Source organism: Metabacillus sp. GQ13 (assembly GCF_059758525.1).
Window position 1 is genome coordinate 101573 of the sequence record NZ_JCAXET010000011.1, and the last position, 24478, is coordinate 126050.

The 24478-nt window shown below is 36.0% G+C and carries 22 protein-coding genes; 13 read left to right on the plus strand and 9 right to left on the minus strand.

What is annotated here, in order from left to right; all coding sequences use genetic code 11:
• Positions 1-108: 108 nt before the first annotated feature.
• The 3 genes from tatC to AC6CHR_RS14880 all read right to left on the minus strand — a co-directional run bounded on the left by tatC (position 109) and on the right by AC6CHR_RS14880 (position 2833).
• Entirely contained in the window at positions 109-837 is a 729-nt protein-coding gene (tatC, locus tag AC6CHR_RS14870; RefSeq protein ID WP_498249778.1) for a twin-arginine translocase subunit TatC, read from the minus strand.
• Positions 838-1120: 283 nt separating this feature from the next.
• The gene (locus AC6CHR_RS14875; protein WP_498249779.1) at positions 1121-1315 is read right to left on the minus strand and encodes a twin-arginine translocase TatA/TatE family subunit; all 195 of its coding nucleotides are present in this window, start codon (positions 1313-1315) and stop codon (positions 1121-1123) included.
• Between the two features lie 66 nt (positions 1316-1381).
• Positions 1382-2833: an alkaline phosphatase PhoX gene (locus tag AC6CHR_RS14880; RefSeq protein WP_498249780.1), complete on the minus strand. Its 1452-nt coding sequence runs from the start codon at positions 2831-2833 to the stop codon at positions 1382-1384.
• Between the two features lie 637 nt (positions 2834-3470).
• Here AC6CHR_RS14880 and AC6CHR_RS14885 point away from each other — a divergent pair.
• The 4 genes from AC6CHR_RS14885 (at position 3471) to sipW (ending at position 5731) form a co-directional block, all read left to right on the plus strand.
• Positions 3471-4052, plus strand: a complete 582-nt coding sequence (locus AC6CHR_RS14885) for a TasA family protein (RefSeq protein WP_498249781.1) — start codon at positions 3471-3473, stop codon at positions 4050-4052.
• Between the two features lie 183 nt (positions 4053-4235).
• Positions 4236-4808: a TasA family protein gene (locus AC6CHR_RS14890; RefSeq protein ID WP_498249782.1), complete on the plus strand. Its 573-nt coding sequence runs from the start codon at positions 4236-4238 to the stop codon at positions 4806-4808.
• Positions 4809-4866: 58 nt separating this feature from the next.
• Positions 4867-5190 (plus strand): hypothetical protein, encoded by a 324-nt coding sequence (locus tag AC6CHR_RS14895; protein WP_498249783.1) that lies wholly within the window; start codon positions 4867-4869, stop codon positions 5188-5190.
• Positions 5174-5731 (plus strand): signal peptidase I SipW, encoded by a 558-nt coding sequence (sipW, locus tag AC6CHR_RS14900; RefSeq protein WP_498249784.1) that lies wholly within the window; start codon positions 5174-5176, stop codon positions 5729-5731. The genes AC6CHR_RS14895 and sipW overlap by 17 nt, the downstream gene beginning before the upstream one ends.
• 110 nt (positions 5732-5841) lie before the next feature.
• Here the strand turns inward: sipW and AC6CHR_RS14905 are convergent, their stop codons facing one another.
• The 4 genes from AC6CHR_RS14905 to AC6CHR_RS14920 all read right to left on the minus strand — a co-directional run bounded on the left by AC6CHR_RS14905 (position 5842) and on the right by AC6CHR_RS14920 (position 10118).
• Positions 5842-7098, minus strand: coding sequence for an oligosaccharide MFS transporter (locus AC6CHR_RS14905; protein ID WP_498249785.1), 1257 nt, complete (start codon positions 7096-7098; stop codon positions 5842-5844).
• Between the two features lie 140 nt (positions 7099-7238).
• Positions 7239-8207, minus strand: coding sequence for a glycoside hydrolase family 43 protein (locus tag AC6CHR_RS14910; protein ID WP_498249786.1), 969 nt, complete (start codon positions 8205-8207; stop codon positions 7239-7241).
• Positions 8208-8329: 122 nt separating this feature from the next.
• Positions 8330-9412, minus strand: coding sequence for a GntR family transcriptional regulator (locus AC6CHR_RS14915; RefSeq protein ID WP_498249788.1), 1083 nt, complete (start codon positions 9410-9412; stop codon positions 8330-8332).
• Between the two features lie 358 nt (positions 9413-9770).
• A complete protein-coding gene (locus AC6CHR_RS14920) occupies positions 9771-10118 on the minus strand; it encodes a winged helix-turn-helix transcriptional regulator (RefSeq protein WP_498249789.1) in 348 nt (115 codons plus the stop codon).
• Positions 10119-10318: 200 nt separating this feature from the next.
• Here AC6CHR_RS14920 and AC6CHR_RS14925 point away from each other — a divergent pair, with 200 nt between their 5' ends.
• The 3 genes from AC6CHR_RS14925 (at position 10319) to AC6CHR_RS14935 (ending at position 13705) form a co-directional block, all read left to right on the plus strand.
• On the plus strand, positions 10319-10948 hold the full coding sequence (locus tag AC6CHR_RS14925; RefSeq protein ID WP_498249790.1) for a nitroreductase family protein: 630 nt from the start codon (positions 10319-10321) through the stop codon (positions 10946-10948).
• A 721-nt stretch (positions 10949-11669) separates the two neighbouring features.
• Positions 11670-12278 carry an SAM-dependent methyltransferase gene (locus AC6CHR_RS14930; RefSeq protein ID WP_498249791.1) on the plus strand — a complete coding sequence of 203 codons (609 nt, stop codon included), beginning with the start codon at positions 11670-11672 and terminating at the stop codon, positions 12276-12278.
• 68 nt (positions 12279-12346) lie between these two features.
• A complete protein-coding gene (locus tag AC6CHR_RS14935; protein ID WP_498249792.1) occupies positions 12347-13705 on the plus strand; it encodes a sodium-dependent transporter in 1359 nt (452 codons plus the stop codon).
• 221 nt (positions 13706-13926) lie between these two features.
• Here the strand turns inward: AC6CHR_RS14935 and AC6CHR_RS14940 are convergent, their stop codons facing one another.
• Entirely contained in the window at positions 13927-14475 is a 549-nt protein-coding gene (locus AC6CHR_RS14940; protein ID WP_498249793.1) for a DUF420 domain-containing protein, read from the minus strand.
• A gap of 198 nt (positions 14476-14673) precedes the next feature.
• Between AC6CHR_RS14940 and AC6CHR_RS14945 the strand changes: the two genes are divergently transcribed.
• From AC6CHR_RS14945 to AC6CHR_RS14970, 6 genes are all read left to right on the plus strand, one after another.
• Positions 14674-15450 (plus strand): hypothetical protein, encoded by a 777-nt coding sequence (locus AC6CHR_RS14945; protein ID WP_498249794.1) that lies wholly within the window; start codon positions 14674-14676, stop codon positions 15448-15450.
• A gap of 229 nt (positions 15451-15679) precedes the next feature.
• The gene (locus tag AC6CHR_RS14950; RefSeq protein WP_498249795.1) at positions 15680-17314 is read left to right on the plus strand and encodes a Na/Pi cotransporter family protein; all 1635 of its coding nucleotides are present in this window, start codon (positions 15680-15682) and stop codon (positions 17312-17314) included.
• 178 nt (positions 17315-17492) lie between these two features.
• Positions 17493-18680: a methionine gamma-lyase gene (megL, locus tag AC6CHR_RS14955; RefSeq protein WP_498249796.1), complete on the plus strand. Its 1188-nt coding sequence runs from the start codon at positions 17493-17495 to the stop codon at positions 18678-18680.
• A 285-nt stretch (positions 18681-18965) separates the two neighbouring features.
• Positions 18966-20351, plus strand: a complete 1386-nt coding sequence (locus AC6CHR_RS14960; protein WP_498249797.1) for a protoporphyrinogen oxidase — start codon at positions 18966-18968, stop codon at positions 20349-20351.
• Between the two features lie 223 nt (positions 20352-20574).
• Positions 20575-21987 carry an alanine/glycine:cation symporter family protein gene (locus AC6CHR_RS14965; RefSeq protein ID WP_498249798.1) on the plus strand — a complete coding sequence of 471 codons (1413 nt, stop codon included), beginning with the start codon at positions 20575-20577 and terminating at the stop codon, positions 21985-21987.
• A 422-nt stretch (positions 21988-22409) separates the two neighbouring features.
• The gene (locus AC6CHR_RS14970; RefSeq protein WP_498249799.1) at positions 22410-22535 is read left to right on the plus strand and encodes a hypothetical protein; all 126 of its coding nucleotides are present in this window, start codon (positions 22410-22412) and stop codon (positions 22533-22535) included.
• Positions 22536-22828: 293 nt separating this feature from the next.
• Here AC6CHR_RS14970 and AC6CHR_RS14975 read toward each other — a convergent pair whose 3' ends face one another.
• A complete protein-coding gene (locus tag AC6CHR_RS14975; protein WP_498249800.1) occupies positions 22829-24208 on the minus strand; it encodes a collagen-like domain-containing protein in 1380 nt (459 codons plus the stop codon).
• Between the last annotated feature and the right edge of the window lie 270 nt (positions 24209-24478).

The following is a 24478-nucleotide window of genomic DNA, read 5'->3' on the forward strand; positions in this document are numbered from 1 at the left end:
CGATATTCATTTAATCACTTATTAATATGTCTTACATTCGAAAAATTATAATCTAAAAGGTATGATGTATAACTAGTTGCGATTTTATTTATGTAGCTATTTTATATTCTAAGATGCAACAGTCGAGTCTAGTGCTTGTTTCTTTCGAAAAACAATTTTGCTTAAAGTAATGCTTAGTTCGTACAATAATAGTAAGGGAACGATAACTAGTACGTCCGATATAAAATCTGGAGGGGTAATTAAAATCGAAATAACAATTAAGAAAAAGTAGGAGAACTTCCTCATCTTTACGAGTTTATGAGGATTGATAATGCCTAATTTCGTCAAGAACATCAAGACAGCAGGCATTTCAAATAAAAAACCAATGGGTAATGTAAGACTTAACATAAATTTAAAATACTTTTCAGCAGTGAAAAAGGTAGCAAATTGATCATCTATAAGCCCGGTTAAAAAGGAGAGAACGATTGGAAATAGAATAAGATAACCAAACGCTAGACCTAAAAGAAATAAGAGAAAAAGAACTGGTATAAAGGCTAAAGAGATTTTTTGTTCTGTCTTGGTAAGTGCTGGTTTAATAAACTGCCAAATTTGAAAGGCAATAATTGGAATTGTTGCAGCAATAGCAAAAACCCCCGCAATAATCATGTATACCCAAATGATGTCCCCGGGACCAAGTAATGCTAATTTACCTGATAGATCCCTTACTAAAAATTGATAAATATCCTCTACGAAAACAAAAGCCAAAATAAAGGTTAGCATGAAGGCAATCCCGCTAATGATTATTCGTCTTCGTAATTCACCCAAATGGTCCATAAAATTCATTTTAGTTTGATCCATATGTATACTCCTTTTAAAAGAGAACGATGTAAGCCTATGTTCACTTATCAGGCATACATCGTTCTTTTGTTTAGGCTCTTTTCAAAAAGTTTGTTGCTCTAGTACGAATAAAAATCGGCTTTTGGATTTCTATAATGTAAATTGAAGCTATCACCAAAGGGATTTTTGAGTAATGTAACGAAAAGAGCACGAAGATATAGTTAAAACGTGTACAATACTACTTTGTAACGAAAATCAACAATCTTTGCGAAAACAGCCTTTGTTTAGCAACAATTCTTACATACTATTCATTTGTGTTTTCCTTTGTTGCTTTCTTTGGTTCGTTATCACCATTGACCAGATCGTTCGTTGCCTTTTTAAATTCCTTTAAGGTGTTTCCGAAGGCTCGTCCAATTTCAGGTAATTTAGAAGGACCAAAAATAATTAATGCAATGACAAAAATGAGAATGAGACCTGGGATCCCTATATTTGATAACATGGGTTTCACCTCCTAAGGTATATACTTATTAAACTTGCCCTACTATGGAATGATATTTTAGCGATATTATAGAATTGGCATACCGTGACGCTCTAATGCAGCTGCTTCTAAAATAGACATCCCTTGTTCTTCGGCAAACGCTGTAAGTTTTTTAGAAACAACTGGAGCTAAGTCTGCTGGCGGAGCAGCATGGCCCATGGCGCGTTGACGTGCAGCATTTGGACGGGCGAATGGACCCCAAATGGCAAAAGTCATTCCAGGTGATTGCATATTAACGAAAAGTGTTTTTCCGTCAGGAGAGAATGCGGGTCCAGCAAATTCAGATCCATTGAATTGATTCTCAGCAAAAGGATATATATTTCCTTCAGGTGTAAGTCCAATAATCCGATCATTTCCGCCGCCATCCTCTGCAATCCAAAGGTCTCCCCAAGGAGCAATGGTGATGTTGTCTGGCATTTCTAGATCATTCTTATCTGTGGATTCATAGAAAAGTTCTAGTGTATTTGTAGCTGGAAAGTAACGATAAACGCGACCCAGGTCTTTTGAACCTGCACTTGTATCATCGAACCAGAATGTTCCTGCAGTAAACCAAGCACCTTCTAGGCGACTAAATTGAATACAACCAAGGTCTTTTGCGTCTTGTTGAGCACGCTCAGGGTTTACTTGTTTCCAAACGACACCAAACTTTTGTGCACTATTTAACTGGCTTTGTGATGTAGTCGATAACTCATCAATGGCTGCTGCCTCAAGAATACCACCTTGTTGAAGAGATCCTAGAGTTTGACTACGATCATGTGGTGTAAAACGGTAGAGGAAGCTTGGGCTGCTATCTTCCGTTAAATACCAGATTCCTGTTGATGGATCAACAGCACATGCTTCATGAGAAAAGTAACCCATGTCACGAATAGGTGTTTTCGACATTTCATTCTCAGGATCTAATGGATTTACCTCGAAGACAAAGCCGTGACCCATTTCACGAGTTTCTTCACATGTTAACCAAGTACCCCAAGTGGATGGTCCACCAGCACAGTTCCGAATGTTTCCAGAATTTGATACATACTCATTAATGACGTTTCGATCAGGACCAACGACAAGGGTTGTTGTACCACCAGCAGCACCAATACTCCATGGATTTTTCCCATTAACAGGATATTGAGAATTAGTTCCATTTTCATGATTACGGACAAGGATCGTGGTGTTTTTCTCGCCTTTAAATGCAGCCATTCCATCAGGTAGTGCAGGACTTAAATCGCCGTTAGACATTTTGTCACCTGTTTTTGAAATAATACGGTATTGAAATCCTCTTGGAAGATCAAGAATTCCATTAGGATCTTTCACAAGTGGACCATAGCCTGCAAATCCACTACCACGATTCACCGAATTCCCAGTTGCAGCAAGACTTGTTGGAGTACTAGTTAGTGACAATAATCCAGTTGTTCCTAATGTTAAAGCTACTGTACTCATTCCGCCCACTTTTAAGAAATCACGTCTGTTTAAAGAGCTTTTACTAACATTCATCAAATCTACCTCCATAGTATTCATACTTGGTTGTTATTTTTAATTCTATGAAACATGCTCTATTAAAAAGGTAACAAACGTTTATAAAGAACATATTAATTTAATGTAATGGTTGAATTTTTAATAAAAAATGAGTCGAAAGAATGTTATATGAAGGGAAATGGGGATAACTGGGTATATATTTCACCCTTAAGTAACAAAATTTAAGGTCGATAACATGTTTTCAAGGAAAAAAAGAGGGGAAATATGACTGATTTTTAGATTAAAGTATTGTAAAAGTGAGTTAACAGAAAATTAACACAAATCCGCGTATACTTAGATATTTGAAGAAAATTGAAGTAAATAAGAGAAAATTGACTTTTGTAAGGAGATATTATCATTTTTGGAGGTTTTCTAAATATGGGGTTAGTCTCTATACTTCAGGGTGTTGTTTGTTAATAAGTATTTATTGTTCTTGTAAAAGAACGAAAAGTAGTTGAAGATTGTCCATTGGAAAGGAGGATGCTGGATTCGTAAAACGGGAAAATCGATAGTTTCTACTGATCGAAAAAGCTCCTTAGTGTTCAACAAGAAAGTACATAGAGGATTTAATTATAATATGTGAATTTATTAACCAATTACTAGGAGGGAAACAAAAATGAGTATAAAGAAAAAGGTAAGTATGAGCGTAGCAACTGCTGTTTTAGGACTAGGATTAGTAGGTGGAGGAACGTACGCCTATTTTAGTGATACGGCAGAAGCTAGTAGTACCTTTGCCGCAGGTACGTTAGATCTTTCTGTAGACCCTGAAATCATTATTGATGTTGAAGATCTAAGTCCAGGTAATTGGATGATCCGCGCTTTTGATTTGGCGAATAATGGCTCTCTTGATATCTCTGAAGTTCTTCTCTCTTCAAGCTATGAAGTAGAGGATGCAGCTGGTGATAATACAGATGACTTTGGAAAGCATATCAGAGTTAATTTTCTCGAAAATAGCGACAAGTCTGAAGAACATGGACCGAACGATGTTATTTTTACAACTACTTTATATGATTTACAAAATATGACCCCGGATGTTGTCGAAAAGAACGTAATTGGATTCGAAAATGAAATTAGTGGATTACCTGCAGGTACGATGGACACGATGTATGTTGAATTTGAATTTGTAGAAAATGAAGAAGACCAAAATCAATTCCAAGGTGATAAATTGTCGTTAAATTGGTCATTTGAAGGTAGATAAAGGTAGATTTTTTTGGGGAGATTATTGCTTCGTTAAAAAGCACGACTATTCGTAGTTATCTTTAGTCGTGCTCTGTTGTTCAGTATGCTAAACATGTAAGGGCAGGATTTCCTCGCACCAGAAATCATATATCATTCTTCATAACATCTTTATATAAAGAATTAAAGCTAAGAGGGGGTAGTAATGATCATGGGTTTTAAAGCAACAATTTTGACAAGTGTAGCAATAGCGGCGTTAGGTTTAAGTCTAATTACCGAAGGAACGGTAGCTTACTTTAATGATACTGAAACCAATAGTAACTCGTTTACGACAGGTTTACTCGATCTTGAAATGAATAAAGAGTCAATTATTAAAATTGGAAATATAGTACCTGGGGACACAATGAACGGTAACTTTGAACTGAATAATAACGGAACTGTCGATATGAAAGAAGTCATTTTACATTCCTCTTATGAAGTAGTTGATAACGGAGAGGGTAATAACGGTGATGACTTAGGTGAGCACATACTGGTGGAATATTTATATAACGTAAATGGTAGACAAAGGCTCATCTCTAAAATGAAATTATCTGAGTTAAAGGATCATCCTCTTCAGATTATTAAGGGATTTCCAACTGGAAGCACAGTAGAAAAGTTCGCAGTCCAATTTAAATTTATTGATAACGGAGAAGATCAAACTCATTTCCAAACAGATGAATTAAAACTTAAATGGGACTTAGAAGCAGTTCAAAGAGATGGAGATCCTGATCTTAAATAGATGATGAAAGATTGATAGATTCTATTACTAAGACTATTTAGAAAGGAGAGCATTCTTGATGGAAGTGGAAAAAAAAGAATCTCAACCTAGAAATTATCCTTCTATTTTAGTTTTTAAAGGTATTCTAATTGTCTATTTAATCATCAATTTAGCGGGTTATTTAGTTGAGAATACAAATGCTTATTACACCGATAATCAACATACTTTTGGAAACATTTATATAGGTACATGGGATAGTGATGAGCAAAAACAAGCAAAAATTGAACCAATCGAAACTAGTGATACTGGGGAAAATAAGGAGATTGAAGCTCCTACCAAAGTTGATGATCTCAATACTATGACAAGTGAAAATGAAGGTGAAAAAAGTGAGAAAACTCCTTAAATGGACGAATCAATTTTTAACGGGTTTATTCATAATTTTATTAGTTAGTATAGCTGGAATCGTCATTTCAACAAAAATTACTGATAGTGAACCAAGCTTATTTGGCTATCAATTCAAGACAGTGCTCTCTGGATCGATGGAGCCTAAAATTCAAACAGGATCTATTATTACGGTGAAATCTATTGATCAAGAGGAGAGAATTGCCCTTAAAGAGGGTGATGTTATTACATTTCAGGACGAAAATAGGTTAGTTACCCATCGGATATCAGCAGTAACATCAACAAACGGATCTGTTCAATACACGACGAAAGGAGATAATAACGATGCAGCGGACTCAGAACCTGTTTCAGCTGAACATGTAGTAGCGGTGTACAAAGGATTAACGATACCATATGTTGGATATTTCATTCGCTTTTCTCAGTCGCCAAACGGAAGTCTTTTATTTATGATTATACCTGGCATCCTAATGGTCATGTATTCTATATATACTCTTTGGAGAACAATTAGCAATTTAGAAGGAAAGAAACAACATATTGCCTAGAGAAGTTATTAATAAATGCAAACAATACTTGCATTGAAAGTAAATTGATGTCAAATATTCAAACAAAGAATACTGTCATAAACAGTATCCTTTGTTTTATAGAACAACACTTAAATAGCCTTCTCTATTTTCTGATGAGTAGGTATTTTTAATTTTGTAAGCTTATCATTTTGAAGTGTGAAGACCGAAATAATCGTAACTACTAAGACAATTGCACTTAGAATATAATAGGTTTGTTGATAACCAATTGCTGTGTACATACCCCCTGCAACACTTGAAAAAATCATAATCGAAAGCTGTTTAGCAAAGTTAAAAGCTAATAAGTATATAGTTGCAGATAATCGAACGTCAAACACACCTGTAATGTATTTAAAGATCGAAATAAGTAACAATGGCATTTCAACAGCTGCAATTAAACGGACAATAGATAAGGAAATTGGTCCAACCGCAACTGCACTTCCAAATATCCGGACGAATGTAAGGAGACCGAATAATAGTAATCCATTTTTTGCTCCAATCTTGTTAATCAAAACGGGCATGAAGATCATAATAATTGCTTCTAAACCAATTTGGATTGAAACAAGTTTACTAAAGACATTCGTTCCTTCAGCGGCTGTGTCAAAAAAGCCCTTGTAATAGTTTGGAAATTGTTGATCGAAAACATCATAAATACATGCTGTACCTATAATGAAGATTCCGAGCATCCAAAAGTTTTTAATCTTGAAAATGGATAGAATCGTTTCTTTTGTTAATGGCTCGGTATTTTCTTGCGTGACCTCTCCAGCACTTTGAAGGTTCACTTTTGCTGTAAGAAGTAAGAGTCCGAGAATAATGGCTGATCCTGAAGCAAGCCAAAAAATACTGCCTGGATTCATAACAAAAAGGATTCCGCCAACAAATGTCGCTGTTGCACCGGCAATTGAACCAAATAGTCGAGCACGACCATATTCAAAACTATTTGCTCTGCTCGCTCTCTCAATATAGGACTCAACTACGCCGACACCACCAAAGAATACATAACTAAGGTATATACTTCCAAGTAATGCACCAAGGTAAACATTAAAGTCTAACAAGGGAATAAAGACAAAACTAAAAAATGGTCCCATAAACATAGCTGCTACTACTACACTTGCAAATAAATTCTTCTTATATACTAATTTATCAGAAATAATTCCGAAAAATGGTTGATAACAAAGGGCGACTAGGGACATAGCAGAGAAGACAAATCCAGATTGTGTCGCAGTTAATCCTGCCTCTTCTTCTAGCCAAATCGGTAAAAATGTTAAAACGGTAGCCCATATGAAAAAGTAAAAGAAGAATAAGCCCCCAAAATTCCAAAAGTTTTTCTTTGTTGACTGGATGCTCATTTTGCTTCCACTCCTTATGATTATTTATTCATATAAAAGGCAACTTTCTGATAGTTTGCTGTATTTATAGCCCTTTACACACAGATCATGCAATTGAATACGACAAACTAGCAGAAAAGAGCCTTCAAGATTTATTGTTTTTATAGATTAGAATAAGGAACAGGTTTTCCAAAGTTTGGCGTTCCATCTTCATTCCAATGAATGACCTGTGCTTTTGTATGACGGTTAGGATCATAAAGTGGGTCTCCAACGATTTCTGTGTAATCACGACAATGATAGATTAAGATATCCTCTTTACCATCTTCACTAACTGTAAAGGAGTTATGTCCAGGCCCAAATTGATTCGTTTCCATATCACTCTTAAATACCGGCGTTGGTGATTTGATCCAAGATGAACTTTCTAGTAAATCAGCATCTTCTTTAGCGGTAAGCATTCCCATGCAATAATTCTCATCGGTAGCGCTTGCAGAGTATGTTAGAAAAATTCTACCATTCTTTTTCAAGATAGCAGGTCCTTCATTTACCCAAAAACCGACTGTCTCCCAATCAAATTCTGGTTTAGTTAGAAGAACAGGTTCCCCTTTAAGCGTCCATGGATTTTCCATTTTTGCAATGTATAAATTAGAGTTTCCGCGAATTTCAGGATCTTTTTGAGCCCATACATAATACAATTCGTTTTGATGTTCAAAGGTTGTCGCATCTAATGAAAACGAATCCAAATGTGTTTTTACTTGCCCTTTTTCAACCCAATTTTGATCCATCGGATTTTCTGAATCATTTTCGATAACGTACATACGGTGGGTAAATAACCCATCAATTATTTCCTCTGTGTCGGTTGCTGCAAAGTAGATATACCATTTGCCTTGGATAAAATGTAACTCTGGTGCCCAAATTAATTTACTCATCTCTCCAGTTTCATGTTTAAACCAAACAGTTCTTGGTGGAGCAAAACTAAGGCCCTGGATTGTTTTAGCACGTCGAATTTCAATTCGATTATAGGCAGGTACAGATGCAACAAAATAATAGTATCCATCTGTGTGTTTGTGAATCCAAGGATCTGCCCTTTGGATTACCACTGGATTATTGAACTCATAATTAGTAGAAGTCATAAATCTTTCCTCCAATATTTAAGTTAGACTAAGTTAGAAAACGTTTACTAAAAGAATAATAATATTCGTACGTACAAATGTCAACAATAAAAATAGGTACGTACCAAATTTATTTTTAACATTCAATTAAATGGTTTGGTTGATTCTCTAATAATTAAATCTGGTTTATATCGTATCGATTGAACTTGCTTATTTGGAGATTCTATTAACTGAAGAATCATATTCGCAGCATCTACACCCATCTGTTCCTTCGGATGTTTGATCGTTGTTAACTTGACATCAAACATATGAGAGAGTAATGAATCATCAAATCCCACTATCGATAAATCATCGGGTATACGAAGCCCAGCCTTTTTAGCTAACGAATTTACCAACAATCCAATTTGGTCATTGTAGCAAATGATGGCTGTTGGTCTGTCTTGTTTCAATAAAATAGCTTCTATACGTTCGGGTAATTCCTTTTTCTCCTCGTTCGTCTGATAGGTTATGAATTGGCCTGGTATTGTTAATGAAGGGCGCTCTTGATAGGCAGCAATAAAGCCTTTCATCCTGTTAACACCTTGTTGATCATCTGCTTTAAATATTCCTAAGATACTCTCGTGTCCAATGGATAATAAGTATTCTGCAGCCATGTTACCGCCTGCATAATCATCCATTGAAAGAACGGGTGCATCGATATCCTGGTAGGTAGAGTTAATCATGATATATGGTATTTTTAGTTTTTCTAAATTTTTATAAAATCCAATGTTTTGACTAGGATAGGCACTCTTTGTAGGTTCGACAATAAGGCCTTCAATGGGCTGGCTTAATAAATTTTCAAGACTTTTTCGTTCTTTTGAAATCTCATTATGTGTGCTTGCTAAAATAAAGGAGTATGAGTTCTCAGATAGTACATTTTCAAGGCCGACAATGATATTTGGAAAAATATAATCGGCGATATGAGTCGTAAGTATACCAACCGTTTTAGTTGGTTTCTTTGTCATTTGTTTTTCTTTCCAATCTGCTACATAAATACCGCCGCCCTGTATTCGATACAAATAGTTTTCCGCCTCTAAATCCCCAATGGCCCTTCTTATTGTGTGTCTGCTTACCTGATATTTCTCGACTAATTTCGTCTCTGTTGGTAATTTATCGTGAGGATTGTACTTGTAATTAATAAGCCAGGACTTAATTTCATCTTTTATCATTTGATATTTTGGTTGCATCCGTATACCTCCAATAACCCTTTTAATAAATCCCCTATTTTGAACAAAAACGTATTGAAGCGCTTACTTTTCTCTGTTGTGATAGCCTTTGTTTCTAATCTAACGTGATCAAAGCAGGATAATTTAGTCTATTATACTATATTGTTACGTATATATTTTGAATAGACTATCCTTTTTTATTTTTAAATTAAATTTATACGTACAAGTTAACCGTTCGTAAAGGTTTTTTGCTTGTATTAGGACTTTAGAATAATTATAGTTGCAAGTTGATAAGTAATATGAAATGAATGAACGTCGCTTTTTAGGAGTGAATAGCAAAAAGGCCAGGCGGTAAGGACCTGACCAAGCTCTGTACTTTCTATTTTTTAGCTTTTACCCATTCCATAATAGCTCCAATAACACCCTCAAGTTCTTCACCAGCAGATGTTAATTTATATTCTACTTTTTTATGAGAAATCGTTGTAACATTCTTTACTACTAATCCTTCAGTTTCCAAATCGCGTAAACGCTCAGTTAATAGCCGATCAGAGATACCGGGGATGTCAGCTAGAATTTCGTGATAGCGTTTGGGACCCTTTAATAAACTGTAGATTACGACTCCCATCCAACGCTTTCCGATAAATTCTATCGTCCCATGAAAGTCATTACATGCTTCCTGACAATTTTCCAACTGATGACTAACGTTTGATCCGTTCGTTTCATTCATAAAAAACCCCTCCTATTAAACAACCGTTTTATATAGAAATTGATCAGTTAATACTGATAAAGATAAATTTAGTAGATCAAAAAACCCTTCAAATTTAATATACACTATACCATAAATACTTCCCACTTGACGTATTAACTTACTAATAGTAAGCTTATACTTACTATTAGTAAGTTGTTTGATTATAGGAGGAAATAAATATGTCGATCGTAACTGAGCAAGATTTATCTACAATCATTAGAGAACGTCACTCTGTTAGAAAATATGATTCTACTGTAAAGATCAAAAGGGAAGAAATTGAAGAGATCCTTAATGAAGCTATTTTAGCTCCATCTTCAAGTAATCTCCAACCATGGCGTTTTATCGTCGTTGATGACCAGGAAACGAAAAAGGAATTACGTAGTATTGCTTATGGTCAAGAACAAGTTGAGACGTCTTCTGCTGTTATTGCTATATTAGGTGATAAAGAGATGCACAACAATATTGAAAAGGTTTATAAATCCAACTATGAAGCTGGGTTTATGAGTGAAGAAAGTATGAATCATTTAATAAAAAGTGCAAACAGTACTTATCCGCATGCCCCTGAGGAAATAAGAAAAAATATTGCTTCCTTTGATGCTGGATTAATGTCTATGCAATTAATGCTTTTAGCTAAGGCGAAAGGTTATGACACAGTAACGATGGGTGGTTTTGATAAAGTGAAATTCAACGAAAAATTTAACATATCAGACCGATACATGCCGATCGTGTTAATCGCATTAGGGAAAGCAGCAGCCCCGGCGCACCAAACAACGCGGATTCCTTTGAAGGATATTGTTGAATTTATCTGATAGGCTATTTTCTAAAAGTTTGTTGTTCTAGTACTAATAAAAATCGACATTTGGATTTTTATGCTCTAAATTGAAGCGATCTTAACTGGATATCAAGTAATTTAACGAAAATAGCACGAATCTAGGCTGAATTCGTAAAGATTTACTTATTAAGAAAAACAACAATCTTTGTGAAAACAGCCATCTAATATCAAAAGGCATAAATAAATTAAAAGAATGAGCATTTAGCTCATTTTTTTTTTTGCCCTTACAGATAATCCTCGAATTAGCTGAATCGAAAATCCGAAAAGCTTAATAAAGACAAAAGTAGACTTCATTAAATAAAGGAAGAAATAGTTGTCAAAATATACAGGAATTTATGCAAAAACTTTACGAACAGACCAACTTTTCCAATTTTTCCAACCCTTTATTTATTAGGGTTTATAAAAAAATACAGCAATGTAAAAGTTGAAAAGAACAAATAGTAATGTAAGATGGAAAGAGTGAATAATAAGATCTTATAACGCGAACAAAAAAGTTCCGTGAAAAACAACCGAAATGGAAGGTTAATCTTAAAGTCTAAGCGGTATTCAGGGTCTAGGATGCTTAACCTACGCGTCTGTGTCTTTTTACTGTAGTGGTGGAATCCAACCCTCAAGAACAGAAGCCAGAATTGAAGTTATTGCATCGATATAGAACAAATGCAATTATCCTATTATTGAATATTGTTAGGAGTGAATCAATGATTGAACACTATTTTGATAAACGAATGAACGTCAAAACAGGAGGAGATCAGCAGGGTTTTAACAAGTCTTATCATTATCATCGTTATGAGCCAACACCATATAGTGCATTAGAAGACCTATTCGATCAATACCAATTGAAGAGCACTGACCGTATTGTTGATTTTGGATGTGGTAAAGGGAGATTAAATTTCTTTATTAATTATCTTTATGATGCAACAGTTATTGGGGTAGAAATGAATCAGGAATTTTATGATGAGGCAATTGAAAATCGAGAACATTTCATAAAAACAACAGGAAATAGCAAAGATCAAATTCAATTCCTTTGTTGTTTAGCGGAAGACTATCAAATTAATCCATTAGATAACATCTTTTATTTTTTTAATCCATTTTCTGTAGAGATTTTTATGAATGTGATAAACAAAATATTACTTTCAGTAGAAAAATCTAATCGTGATATAGACCTAATTTTATATTATGGATCCGAAGAATATATCTATTATCTTGAAAACAGCACCTCTTTTGAGTTGAAAGAGGAAGTGATCCTTCATGGATTATATGAACAAAATCCTTATGAAAAGTTTGTTATTTATCGGTTGATCATTTAAAAAGATAGATAAACGTCAATTAAGTAGATAAAGAGTAAGGAAATTTATTTGGATTAGAGGGGTTTCTTATGGAGGACAAACGAGAGCAATGGTCATCCAAAATCGGTTTTATTCTTTCCTCAGCAGGGGCCGCTATTGGTCTTGGAGCGATTTGGAAGTTTCCGTATGTTGCAGGGATGAATGGAGGAGCAGCTTTCTTCTTGCTTTTTATTGCCTTTACCGTTTTGATCGGACTACCGATGCTGATATCGGAGTTTATTATCGGACGTGGGGCAAAGCAGGAGGCAATATCAGCTTATAAAAAGTTGGCACCAAACACTAGATGGGCAAACGTAGGGATACTTGGAGTAATTGGCTGCTTTTTATTGCTATCTTTTTATGCAGTAGTTGGTGGATGGGTTTTAATCTATAGCTTTCTTTCCATCACAGGTCAAGTGATTCATGAAGGAGCAAATTACCCAGAATTATTTGGAAAGATAACAAGTGCACCAAGTATTACAATCATAGGTTTAGCTTGTTATATGCTTATTAATATTGGAGTTATTACATTTGGTATAAAAAATGGGATTGAAAAGGCTAGTAAGTACATGATGCCGTTATTATTCCTTTTCTTTATCGCGCTAGTTGTCAGGTCGCTAACATTAGATGGCGCAATGGAGGGTGTTCAATTTTTCCTTAAGCCTGATTTTTCTAGCATAACAGGTGAAGCGATCTTGTATGCGTTAGGACAATCATTCTTTGCATTAGCGGTAGGTTTTTCATGTATGGTGACGTATAGCTCATATTTAGGAAAAGATGTGAGTATTCCAGCATCTGCATCTTCTGTTGTGATCATGAATATCATTGTTTCTTTACTTGCAGGACTGGCAATATTTCCGGCCGTCTTTTCATTAGGGGTCGAACCGACAGAAGGTCCTGGCTTGCTATTTATTATTCTACCTACTGTATTCTCTCAGATCCCATTTGGAGAATTATTCTTAAGCTTATTTTTACTATTATTCTTATTTGCAACATTAACATCTTCTTTCAGCTTATTAGAAATAATCGTCTCAGCATTTACAGAAAGCGGAAAACGCTCTAGGAAAAGGGTATCTTGGATTTCAGGTGGAGCTATTTTTATTGCTGGTATTCCAGCTGCCTTATCAATGGGGTTACTAGGTGATTTTCTTATCTTCGGGAAAACAATTTTTGATGCAACCGATTATTTGGTAAGTAATATTATGTTACCACTTGGGAATTTATTAATAGCCCTATTTATATCAATTAAAATGAATAAGGAACTGGTTAAACAGGAGTTTACATTAGCAAACTCTTATTCGCCAGTAATCTATACAACTTGGGAATTTTTAATGAAATGGATCATTCCATGGACAATTATTATTGTATATCTGCATACATTGGGTGTATTTAAATGGTTCTATAAATGAAGAATAGACCAGGAATATGAGACTTAGATCTCTATTTTCTGGTCTGTTTTTAACATTAAGTCAAAATTTGTTGTTTTCCGTATAAAGGACTAATGTACACGTTTTTAGGTATATCTGCGTACACTTTTCGCTAAATTACTCTGATATGCTATCTCGGGATAGCTTCAAATTACATCTAAAATTTTTATTAGTAAATGAGCAACAAACTTTTAGAATAGAGCTTAATAAAAAGGTGAAATCATCAGATAAACGACAACACCAGTAAAGCTTACATATAGCCAAATTGGCATCGTCCACCGTGCAATTTTGCGATGCTTTGCGACTTCCATATTCAAACCCCTACCAAGTGTGATGAGTGCAAGTGGGACGATAGCAGCTGCCAGAATGATATGAGTTATTAGGATGAAATAGTAAAGAATCATTAAAAATCCTTCACCACCATAGCTTGTAGACTCAGCCATTGAATGGTAGGTTAAATAAGAAATGCAGAACAGAAATGTCGTGATAAACGCTGCAATAATAAACCGACGATGTGATTTAATGTCTTTTTGTTTAATCATGTACAAGGCAGCTAATAGAAATAGAAAAGTGAATGTGTTGAAAATGGCATTTAACATCGGTAGCACCGTTAATTCAATTCCAAGTATAGTCCCATCTGAACTCTTCGGTAAAAAATAAGTTGCCACGATGACACCTACAATGACTATTGATAGCAACCAAATTAAAGGATTATAGTTACGTTGTTTGGGCTCATATCTATCATTGCTCAAATTAATCTCTCCTCATTATTCTTTCTTCCACAAGCATAAAAAACATAACGGCAAAGAGCAATCCTAAACAGTCATTTTTTTTCAAAATAAGAAAAGAGTGTCATATTTTTGACAAACACCTAAGTAAATCTTGTATTTATACATATTATCCAACAGATAGTAAAAGATAATCCAGAAAAAGCTTGAAAGGTTGGTAGTATGTACAAAAAATTATTTTTAACTCTTTTTGCCTTTGTGATCATCTTATCTGTTCAGAATAATCGAAATGTTGTTGTGGCAACAAAAGATTCCGTAACGATTAGTACGAGAAATAATGCATTAAACGCAGCCGTAAAATTTCTCCATGCACAAAAAAACTGCAAAATAGATGAGATGATTCACTATTCGCTCCAAGTTCAGAACATTGAAGATCTTAGTCATTATTATCAAAGAACATGTGAGGAACAACCTCTACAAAAGGCAGAAGTAACAGATATAGTTGTTGTATCTAATGAGCTAGGATTGGTTTCTACAAAATTAGACTACTCTGAAAGATCAGTCTTACAAATCTCACCAGTGATCAAATTAGATGGAAAGTGGAAGATTGTAAGGGGTTATAAGAAGGGGTTAGTAACTGAGAATATAACTGAGTTGGACCCTAAATTTACCAATGTACTCGATGGTTATTTTAATAGCGTTGGCTCGGGAGATAAAGTAGAGCTGGATAAGTTTAGTAAAGATCTAAGCAAAGATGGTCAATTTAATGAAAGACTAGTAAATAAAAAAGAATTAGGTTCTATTCGTTACCATGTAAATCAATTTAAATTGATATCTGAAACAGTAGCATTAGCATCAATAGAAACAAAAGTCGGAGCAAAGTTAACTGAAAATATTTACGTAATTTATAGGGAAAATGATCAGTGGAGGATTATTTCTGACCGAACTTTAGTCACTGCATCGATACCAAAGGGGGCGAATCCAGTTGAAGTGGAATAATCTGGACAGATGCTATCGGAATCTATCTAATAGGGGTTTGATTTAGGAGTCAAGCCTCTTAATCATAATGTGAATAAAAATGGAAGAGTAGAATTGTAAAATTTACGTAAAGGAAATGTTAAGTTAATGTAAAAATTCTTTAAAATGTTTGTAAATACACTGCCTAAATTGATACTATATCTTAGTATTTCTCAATATATTAATATGAAAATGGGGAGTGAATTCAACTTTGGAATTTGATTATCAAGAGATGCTCTTTCAATTTATAGGAGGATTAGGGATCTTTCTATTCGGAATAAAGTATATGGGGGATGGCCTACAGTCAGCTGCAGGTGACCGCCTAAGAGATATATTAGATCGATTTACAACAAACCCTTTTATGGGGGTTTTAGCTGGTGTAATTGTAACAGTTCTCATCCAATCTAGTTCTGGTACAACTGCTTTAACAGTTGGATTAGTTAGTGCAGGCTTCATGACATTAAGACAAGCTATTGGGGTCATAATGGGAGCTAATATAGGAACGACAGTAACAGCCTTTATTATTGGTATCGATATTGGTGCATATGCTTTACCTATCATAGCACTTGGTGCAATATTACTATTTTTCTTTAAAAACGTGAAGTTTACTTCATTAGGACAGGTTGTTTTTGGATTTGGTTCACTTTTCTACGGGTTAGAATTGATGAGTGGTGGGATGAAGCCCTTAAGATCCTTAGAATCGTTCCAGGATTTAATGTTGAGCATGAGTGATAATCCAATTTTAGGTGTTGTCGTTGGTACGATACTAACGGTAATTGTACAAAGCTCAAGTGCGACGATCGGTATATTACAGGAGTTGTTTTCACAAGATGCGCTTGTTCTAGATGCAGCTTTACCTGTGTTATTTGGTGATAATATCGGTACGACAATAACTGCGATCATCGCATCGTTAGGCGCATCAATATCAGCAAGAAGAGCAGCATTTGTCCATGTATTATTTAATCTAATTGGAACAATTATCTTTTTAATTATATTAGTACCATTTACAAAATTGATTACTTATTTACAAAATATATTAAATCTAAATCCAGAAATGACGATAGCATTCGCACATGGAACATTCAATGTATCTAATACAGTCATTCAATTTCCATTTATCTTTGCTTTAGCTTGGTTAGTAACAAAGTTAATTCCAGGTGATGATGAAATTATCGATACAAAACCACAGCATTTAAATCCAACGTTAATTGAACACTCACCATCAATTGCTCTTGGACAAGCGAAAGAGGAAATGAAGAGAATGAGCGGTTTTTCGACAACTGGTCTGAGCGAAGCGTTTCAGTATTTAAATACAAGCGATAAAAAGCATGGAGAAAATGCCCTACAGTATGAATCAGGAATAAATAATTTAGATAAAAAAATCACTGAATATCTACTAGCGATTTCCGCTAAATCATTATCAATTAATGAACGAAATGAGTTCTCAAATATAGCGGATGCCATTCGAGATATTGAAAGAATTGGCGACCATATGGAAAACATTGTTGAACTTGTTGATTATAAAGTTAATAAAAATGTTCAATTATCAACTAACGGATCAGCGGAATTGTCTGAAATGTACGAGTTAACGATGGCAACTTTAGAAACAGCTTATACTGCCTTTTTTGAAAATGACGAAGAATTAGCGAAAACTGTTCTAACTAGTGAAGAAGAAATAGATAAGATGGAAAGAGTTTTAAGAAAGAAACATATCATGCGATTAAATGATCGAAAATGTTCAGGAGATGCGGGAATTGTTTATGTTGACATCATAAGCAATTTGGAGAGAATTGGAGATCATGCGGTTAACATAGCAGAAGCTATTATTCATACTGATTCAAACTAATCGATAAAATAGATAGTAAGAAAAGGCATCTGCGATGAGCAGATGCTTTTTCAATATCAGGGAAGTCCTCATTAAGAAAACCGAGAAAATCAAGTGACGAATTATAGAGATAGGAAATATGATATTAAAACGTCGAATTCGTTATTAACATCATTTCAACAAGGCGAGGGAGATTCTTATGAAGGAACCGAGCAATTACCAATTTGAAACGAAGGCCATTCATACAGGGTATAATTCAAAAAAACATTTAGATAGCTTAACAACTCCAATGTACCATACATCTACATTTACCTTTTCAACATTAGCGCAAGGGGCAAATCGATTCGCAGGTAGAGAAGATGGTTATATTTATTCAAGACTTGCAAACCCTACTGTTACTGTTTTGGAGGAACGATTCGCAGCTTTAGAGGATGGTGAAGCAGCACTTGCATTTGGTTCTGGCATGGCCGCTGTCTCAGCTGTTTTAATTGGATTAACAAAGGCTAATGATCATATCTTATGTTCAAAAGGCTTGTACGGATGTACCTTTGGACTATTAGAAATGCTCAGTGATAAGTATCAGATCAGTCATACCTTCTCAGATTTAGCTACTGATGAAGAGATCCTCTTAAATATTCAGGAAAATACTACGTGTATTTATATTGAAACACCAGTTAATCCAACAATGAAAATTATCGATTTAAAGCTTGTTACCTCCATCGCTAAGGAAAAGGGCATTAAGGTCGTCGTAGATAATACCTTTTCATCACCTTATTTACAAAAGCCAATTCAATTTGGCTGTGATATTGTCATCCATAGTGCGACGAAATATATAAGTGGGCATGGTGATGTCATTGCAGGAATGATTGTTGGAAGTCAGGACCAGATTCTTCATTTGAAGAAGACGACACAAAAGGATATCGGTGGAATCATCTCTCCTTTTGATGCGTGGTTATTGCTTCGGGGTCTAAAAACACTAGCAGTTAGAATGGATCGACACTGTGATACAGCTGAAAAGCTGTTTCGTCTATTAACTGCACATCCTAAAGTGAAGACGGTCTATTACCCAGGAGATCAACATCATCCAGATTATCACATTATGAAAAAGCAAATGAAAAGAGGCGGTGGTCTTCTCTCATTTGAAATCAATGGAACCTATCAAGAGATAGAAAAAATGGTCAATCAATTGAAGCTAATCCCAATTGCTGTAAGCTTAGGAGATGCCGAAACACTTATCCAACATCCGGCTTCAATGACACATGCTGTTGTACCAGTAGAAATTAGAAAAGAAATGGGGATTTCAAATGAATTGCTCCGTCTATCAGTTGGCCTTGAGGCATGGGAAGATATTTGGGCTGATTTAAAGCAGGCATTAGATTCCTTGTGATTGGACTATGAATTGTAAGAAATGACACCGACTTAAATAGAATACAGTGTGGTACACTTTAATAAATGGCGACTTTCTTACAGATTGTTGTTATTCGTTACCAGCTCTCCTTTCACGGATTTAATCTAACTTCTGGCCCTTTTCGCTGTTTTTTGGGATAGATATCTCTTGAAATGCTCGAAATTAGTATTATAAAAATCCTAAAGTCAATTTTTATAGATATAAAAGCAACAAACTTTTTGAAAAGAACCTAACCATATTGGATCGTAATTGAGGTGTGCATAAATGAAAACAGTACTTGTCATTGGCGGGGGAATAGCTGGATTATCTGCTATGTATGAATTAAACAAATGGAAAAAAAGGAATAAATCAGATGTGAGACTTATTCTCGCAGACGCTTCAGAAGAACTAGGTGGAAAAATTCGCACGGTTAAGAATGGCGAATTTGTAATGGAAGCAGGGGCTGATTCGATTGTGGCTCGTAAAGCCAATACTATGTCTTTCATCGAAGAACTGGAATTAGAGAATGAAGTAGTCTACAATGCAACAGGCAGGTCGTTTATTTACACGGATGGTGAAATCAAGCCAATACCAGCCGATTCTGTATTCGGAATTCCAGCAAGCATTGAGTCGTTAGCTAAGAGTACACTCGTTTCAGCAGAAGGAAAAGTAAAAGCATTACAGGATTTATATACAGAAAATGATGTTTTTACTAAAAATGATTCAATTGGCTCGTTTTTAGAATATTTTCTTGGGAAAGAGCTGGTTGAAAAACAAATTGCTCCGGTTCTTTCTGGTGTTTATTCTGGTAAATTATCCGATTTGACGATCGCATCCACGTTACCATATTTATTAGATTATAAAGAAAAATACGGTAGTATAATAAAAGGTTTTGAAGCAAATAAGGAGAAATTTCAAAGCAATGGTGAAAAGAAGTTCTTCTCATTTAAAGAAGGCTTGGGTACGTTAATACAGACATTTGAAGCAAGTCTTGAAGGTGCAGAGATCTATAAAAATGTAAAAGCTAGTAGGGTTGAGAAGCATCAGGATCGGTATCGTATTCATTTTGATAATATGAAACCAATTGAAGCTGATCAAGTTGTGCTTAGTATACCTCACACAGCTGCCGAAACCTTATTTAAGGAAGAGTCTTTACATAAAGTGTTTTCTCAATTTAAAAATAGCTCTTTGATCAGTGTATATGTTGGTTTTGATATACCGGATCATTTGCTTCCTGACGAAGGTACAGGCTTTATCGTAGCTAATAACCAAGAATTATCATGTAACGCTTGTACATGGACAAGCAGAAAATGGTCCCATACATCTACAGAAGGCAAGTTATTGGTTAGACTATTTTATAAAAGCAGCCATCCAGTTTTTAGCTCCATCCAAAACATGAATCAGGATGAGTTACTTCAAATTGCCCGTGCTGATATTAAAAAAAGCCTAGGAATAACAGAAGAACCGATTGTTAGTGAAGTAACAAGTTGGTCTGAGGACATGCCGAATTATCAGATTACCCACCCTAAAGATGTTGAAGCATTGGAAAAAATACTATCAACAACCTATCCAGGAATTATGGTTGCAGGTTGTTCATATTACGGTGTAGGTATTCCAGATTGCATAGAAAATGGTAAAAATACTGCAAAATCGCTCATAAAGTGCCTATAGAGTATCATATGTATAGGTATAGTAGAGACTGTAAGGCAGGAGTTGAACATTTCAGCGCCTGTCTTTCTAGTTCTATTAGGTTTAAAACGTGTGAAAGGGTTTACTATTCTGAAGGTTAGGGAACAGAATAGAGGTTACAACGAATTAATTAATATGCTAATATAGTAAAAGACTGTACTTTACGATACGTGTAGGAAAAATATAATCAAAAGAGGTGTTGTGATTGAAGGGATTAGAAGCGATATTAAATGGAACAAATACAATATTATGGTCTTATGTGTTAATTATTATGCTAATTGGAATCGGATTATATTTTACCTTTCGGACTAAGTTTGTTCAATTTAGAATGATTGGTGAAATGGTAAAACTATTAGGTGAAGGTGCTCGTGCCGATAAGAAAGGTGTATCCTCGTTTCAAGCATTTTGTATTAGTACGGCCTCACGGGTTGGAACGGGAAATCTTGCAGGTGTTGCGATAGCGATTACAACTGGTGGACCCGGAGCTGTATTTTGGATGTGGCTCATTGCCCTTATAGGTTCGGCATCCGCTTTTGTAGAGAGTACGTTAGCACAAATATTCAAGGTTAAGGATGGTGACAACTTCCGAGGCGGTCCTGCTTACTACATGGAAAAGGCATTAAATGCCCGTTGGATGGGTGTAACGTTCGCTGTTTTAATCTCGCTTACGTTTGGATTAGCGTTTAATTCAGTTCAGGCAAACACGATTACAAGTGCGCTTAGCGAATCCTTTGGCATAAATAAGGTCATGGTTGCCGTTGTATTGTCTATCATTACTGCTATCATCATTTTTGGTGGGATCAAAAGAGTTGCCAAGGTTGCGGAAGTTATTGTACCAATTATGGCAACTGCCTATATATTGTTGGCATTGATTATCATGGTTATGAATATTACTGAGCTACCAGGTGTCTTTGTATTAATTTTTGAAAGCGCCTTTGGGTTAAAAGAGGTAGCTGGTGGTGCACTTGGTGCAGCGATGATGAATGGAATTAAACGGGGCTTGTTTTCAAATGAGGCTGGTATGGGGAGTGCTCCAAATGCTGCAGCTGCAGCAGACGTTAGCCATCCGGTAAAACAAGGACTAATTCAATCTCTAGGTGTATTTGTTGATACGCTTTTGATTTGTAGTTCAACTGCATTTATCATCTTATTGTCAGGTCTTTATACATCCACAGAATCGAACGGGATCGTTCTGACACAAAATGCATTAGATTCTTCGTTAGGATCATGGGCGGGAATTTTCCTTTCAATTATTGTTTTACTGTTTTGTTTCAGCTCTGTGGTCGGTAATTATTATTATGGAGAAACAAATATTGAGTTTATTAACGGAAATAAACTATGGGTAAATATCTATCGTGTGGCAGTTGTTGGAATGGTTGCATTTGGGTCGCTAGCATCATTAAGCTTTGTTTGGAATTTAGCAGATCTATTAATGGGATTAATGGCAATCATTAACTTAATTGCTATTTTGTTATTAGGGAGTATTGCTTTCTCAGCCCTAAAGGATTACCAAAAACAAAGAGCTGCTGGGAAAGATCCAGTTTTCCATGTTTCGAATATTAAAGGTTTAAAAAATGTTGAAGCATGGGGAGGTTCCTCAGACAAGGAACGTCCGTAGTAAGTAATATTGATTAGGAAAATACTTTAGTAAAAACCTTAAGCTACAATGATAACGGGTTCGGTTTATGAGTACAAAAGATAAAAAACATTTTAGCAGTTCAATTGCATATAAATTGGTCTGCTTCTTTTTTTGATTTAACAACGCTCATACATGAAATAAGAGCAGAATAACACCTTAATTAGCACTTGTTTTAACAAGATGACATAAACTCTTGTCAATAGTATAATGCGGTTGCTAAAACGCTCTCCAACTACTGTGCTGAGTTCACCTATAAAACCTAAGTGAAAATGGATATTTATGTTTCATTAATAATAAGGAATTTGAATAACTGTAATTAAACGAATGTGGCAGAATAGTTAAGTGCGAAAAACTGTTAGTTGCGCTAATATGAATGTAGTGATATATATTAAAGGAGTTTTTTGGTAAGTATAATTGGTGTAATGTGGAGCAAAGCATTTGGAAAGATCCAAATGCTTTTTATTATTTTATGGGGCGAGTTATATGTCGTTGAAAAAACAATGGACTGCCGGAATATTGCTGTTTGAGGAATAAAATAACTTTTTCAATTAAACCTTTGATAATAGGATTTACTTTTTGCTTTTTCTTTCCTTAAAATTTCAGCTAAATCTGTTTGAGTTAATGGCATTGGACTAACTTTACGACAATCATTAACTAAACAGTTAGATGAAAATTTTACGTTAGGAACAATACCCATTAAAAAGTTATTTTCAGCTGTAGATTAGATAGTTTATATCTCTTAAATACAATATATTTTCTTAAATCAACTGTAAAGTCTATCATCACGACAGTCCTGCTTATGCTACTTTTTCTATTCTTGTTAAGCTAACCTTGTGATCACAAGGTGTGCAGAAACAGGTTCTGTTCCACCTGCAAGGGGTGTAATGGTTAGTGCTGTGGGTTCACTAGCAGGATTTCGTACCGTGAGGATTGAATTGACAACGGATGTTTGAACAAGAGCCATTCCTACAATCTGAGACGTACCTGTTGCGCGTCCGACCACGGTATAAGCTAGTTCAGCCGCTCCTGCTCCCGAATTGAGAGTTAAAACTAATTGACCCGCTTCATCCACACCGACTTGGAATAAAACTTGATACACACCGATAGCAGATAAGTTAAACGTATCCGCACTAGTACGGGAAATTTGTGCCCCAACATTTGGTCCATCATTGGGAAAATCGACATCCGAACCTGGTGCAACGGGAACTGGATTATCAGGCGGCATTAAAGCGTAAAAATCTGCAAATGCTGATATTCCTCCAGCTGGACCTGGTGGTCCTGGTTCTCCAGCAACACCTTGCGGACCTATTGGACCTTGAATACCTTGAGCTCCTGGAGGTCCTGCCTCACCTTGTACTCCTTGTGGACCCGCTTCGCCTGCAGGACCTTGAGCACCTGGTGTACCATCAGCACCTTCTGGGCCTTGGATACCTTGAGCTCCTGGAGGTCCTGCCTCACCTTGTATTCCTTGTGGACCCGCTTCGCCTGAAGGACCTTGAGCACCTGGTGTACCATCAGCACCTTCTGGGCCTTGGATACCTTGAGCTCCTGGAGGTCCTGCCTCACCTTGTACTCCTTGTGGACCCGCTTCGCCTGCAGGACCTTGAGCACCTGGTGTACCATCAGCACCTTCTGGGCCTTGGATACCTTGAGCTCCTGGAGGTCCTGCCTCACCTTGTATTCCTTGTGGACCCGCTTCGCCTGAAGGACCTTGAGCACCTGGTGTACCATCAGCACCTTCTGGGCCTTGGATACCTTGAGCTCCTGGAGGTCCTGCCTCACCTTGTACTCCTTGTGGACCCGCTTCGCCTGCAGGACCTTGAGCACCTGGTGTACCATCAGCACCTGCAGGACCTTGGATACCTTGAGCTCCTGGAGGTCCTGTCTCACCTTGTACTCCTTGTGGACCCGCTTCGCCTGCTGGGCCTTGAACACCTGGTGTACCATCAGCACCTGCAGGACCTTGGATACCTTGAGCTCCTGGAGGTCCTGCTACCCCAGGTTCACCTTGAATACCTTGAGGTCCTGGTGCTCCCGCTGCCCCAGGTGGTCCTACTGAACCTTGCGGACCTGGAATTCCTACTCCTGGAGGACCTTGAAAACCTCTCGGACCTTGGGGTCCTCTCGTATGACAACAACAAGGGCTCAAATGACAGTCAGAACACTTTGGTTTACTCCACTCATATATAGTAGGTTTCATAATAAATCACTCCTTTTATTTATAAAATGTGGGATAAAGTACTAATGATTGGGGGATCGCCTAATTTGCATAAAGTAAAATTTAAGGGGAGAATTTTATAATGTACGTAATGTGTATTTTTAGCTAACATAATAGGTAAGTTATAAGGTAATAAAAAAGGATCTTCCAATCATCTGAACTATAACCCGAATATTGGACACTTATAAAAAAGTGACACATATTCGGGTTTTTAATTTTCTTAGAAGAACACCCGTTTATATTGAGAATAAT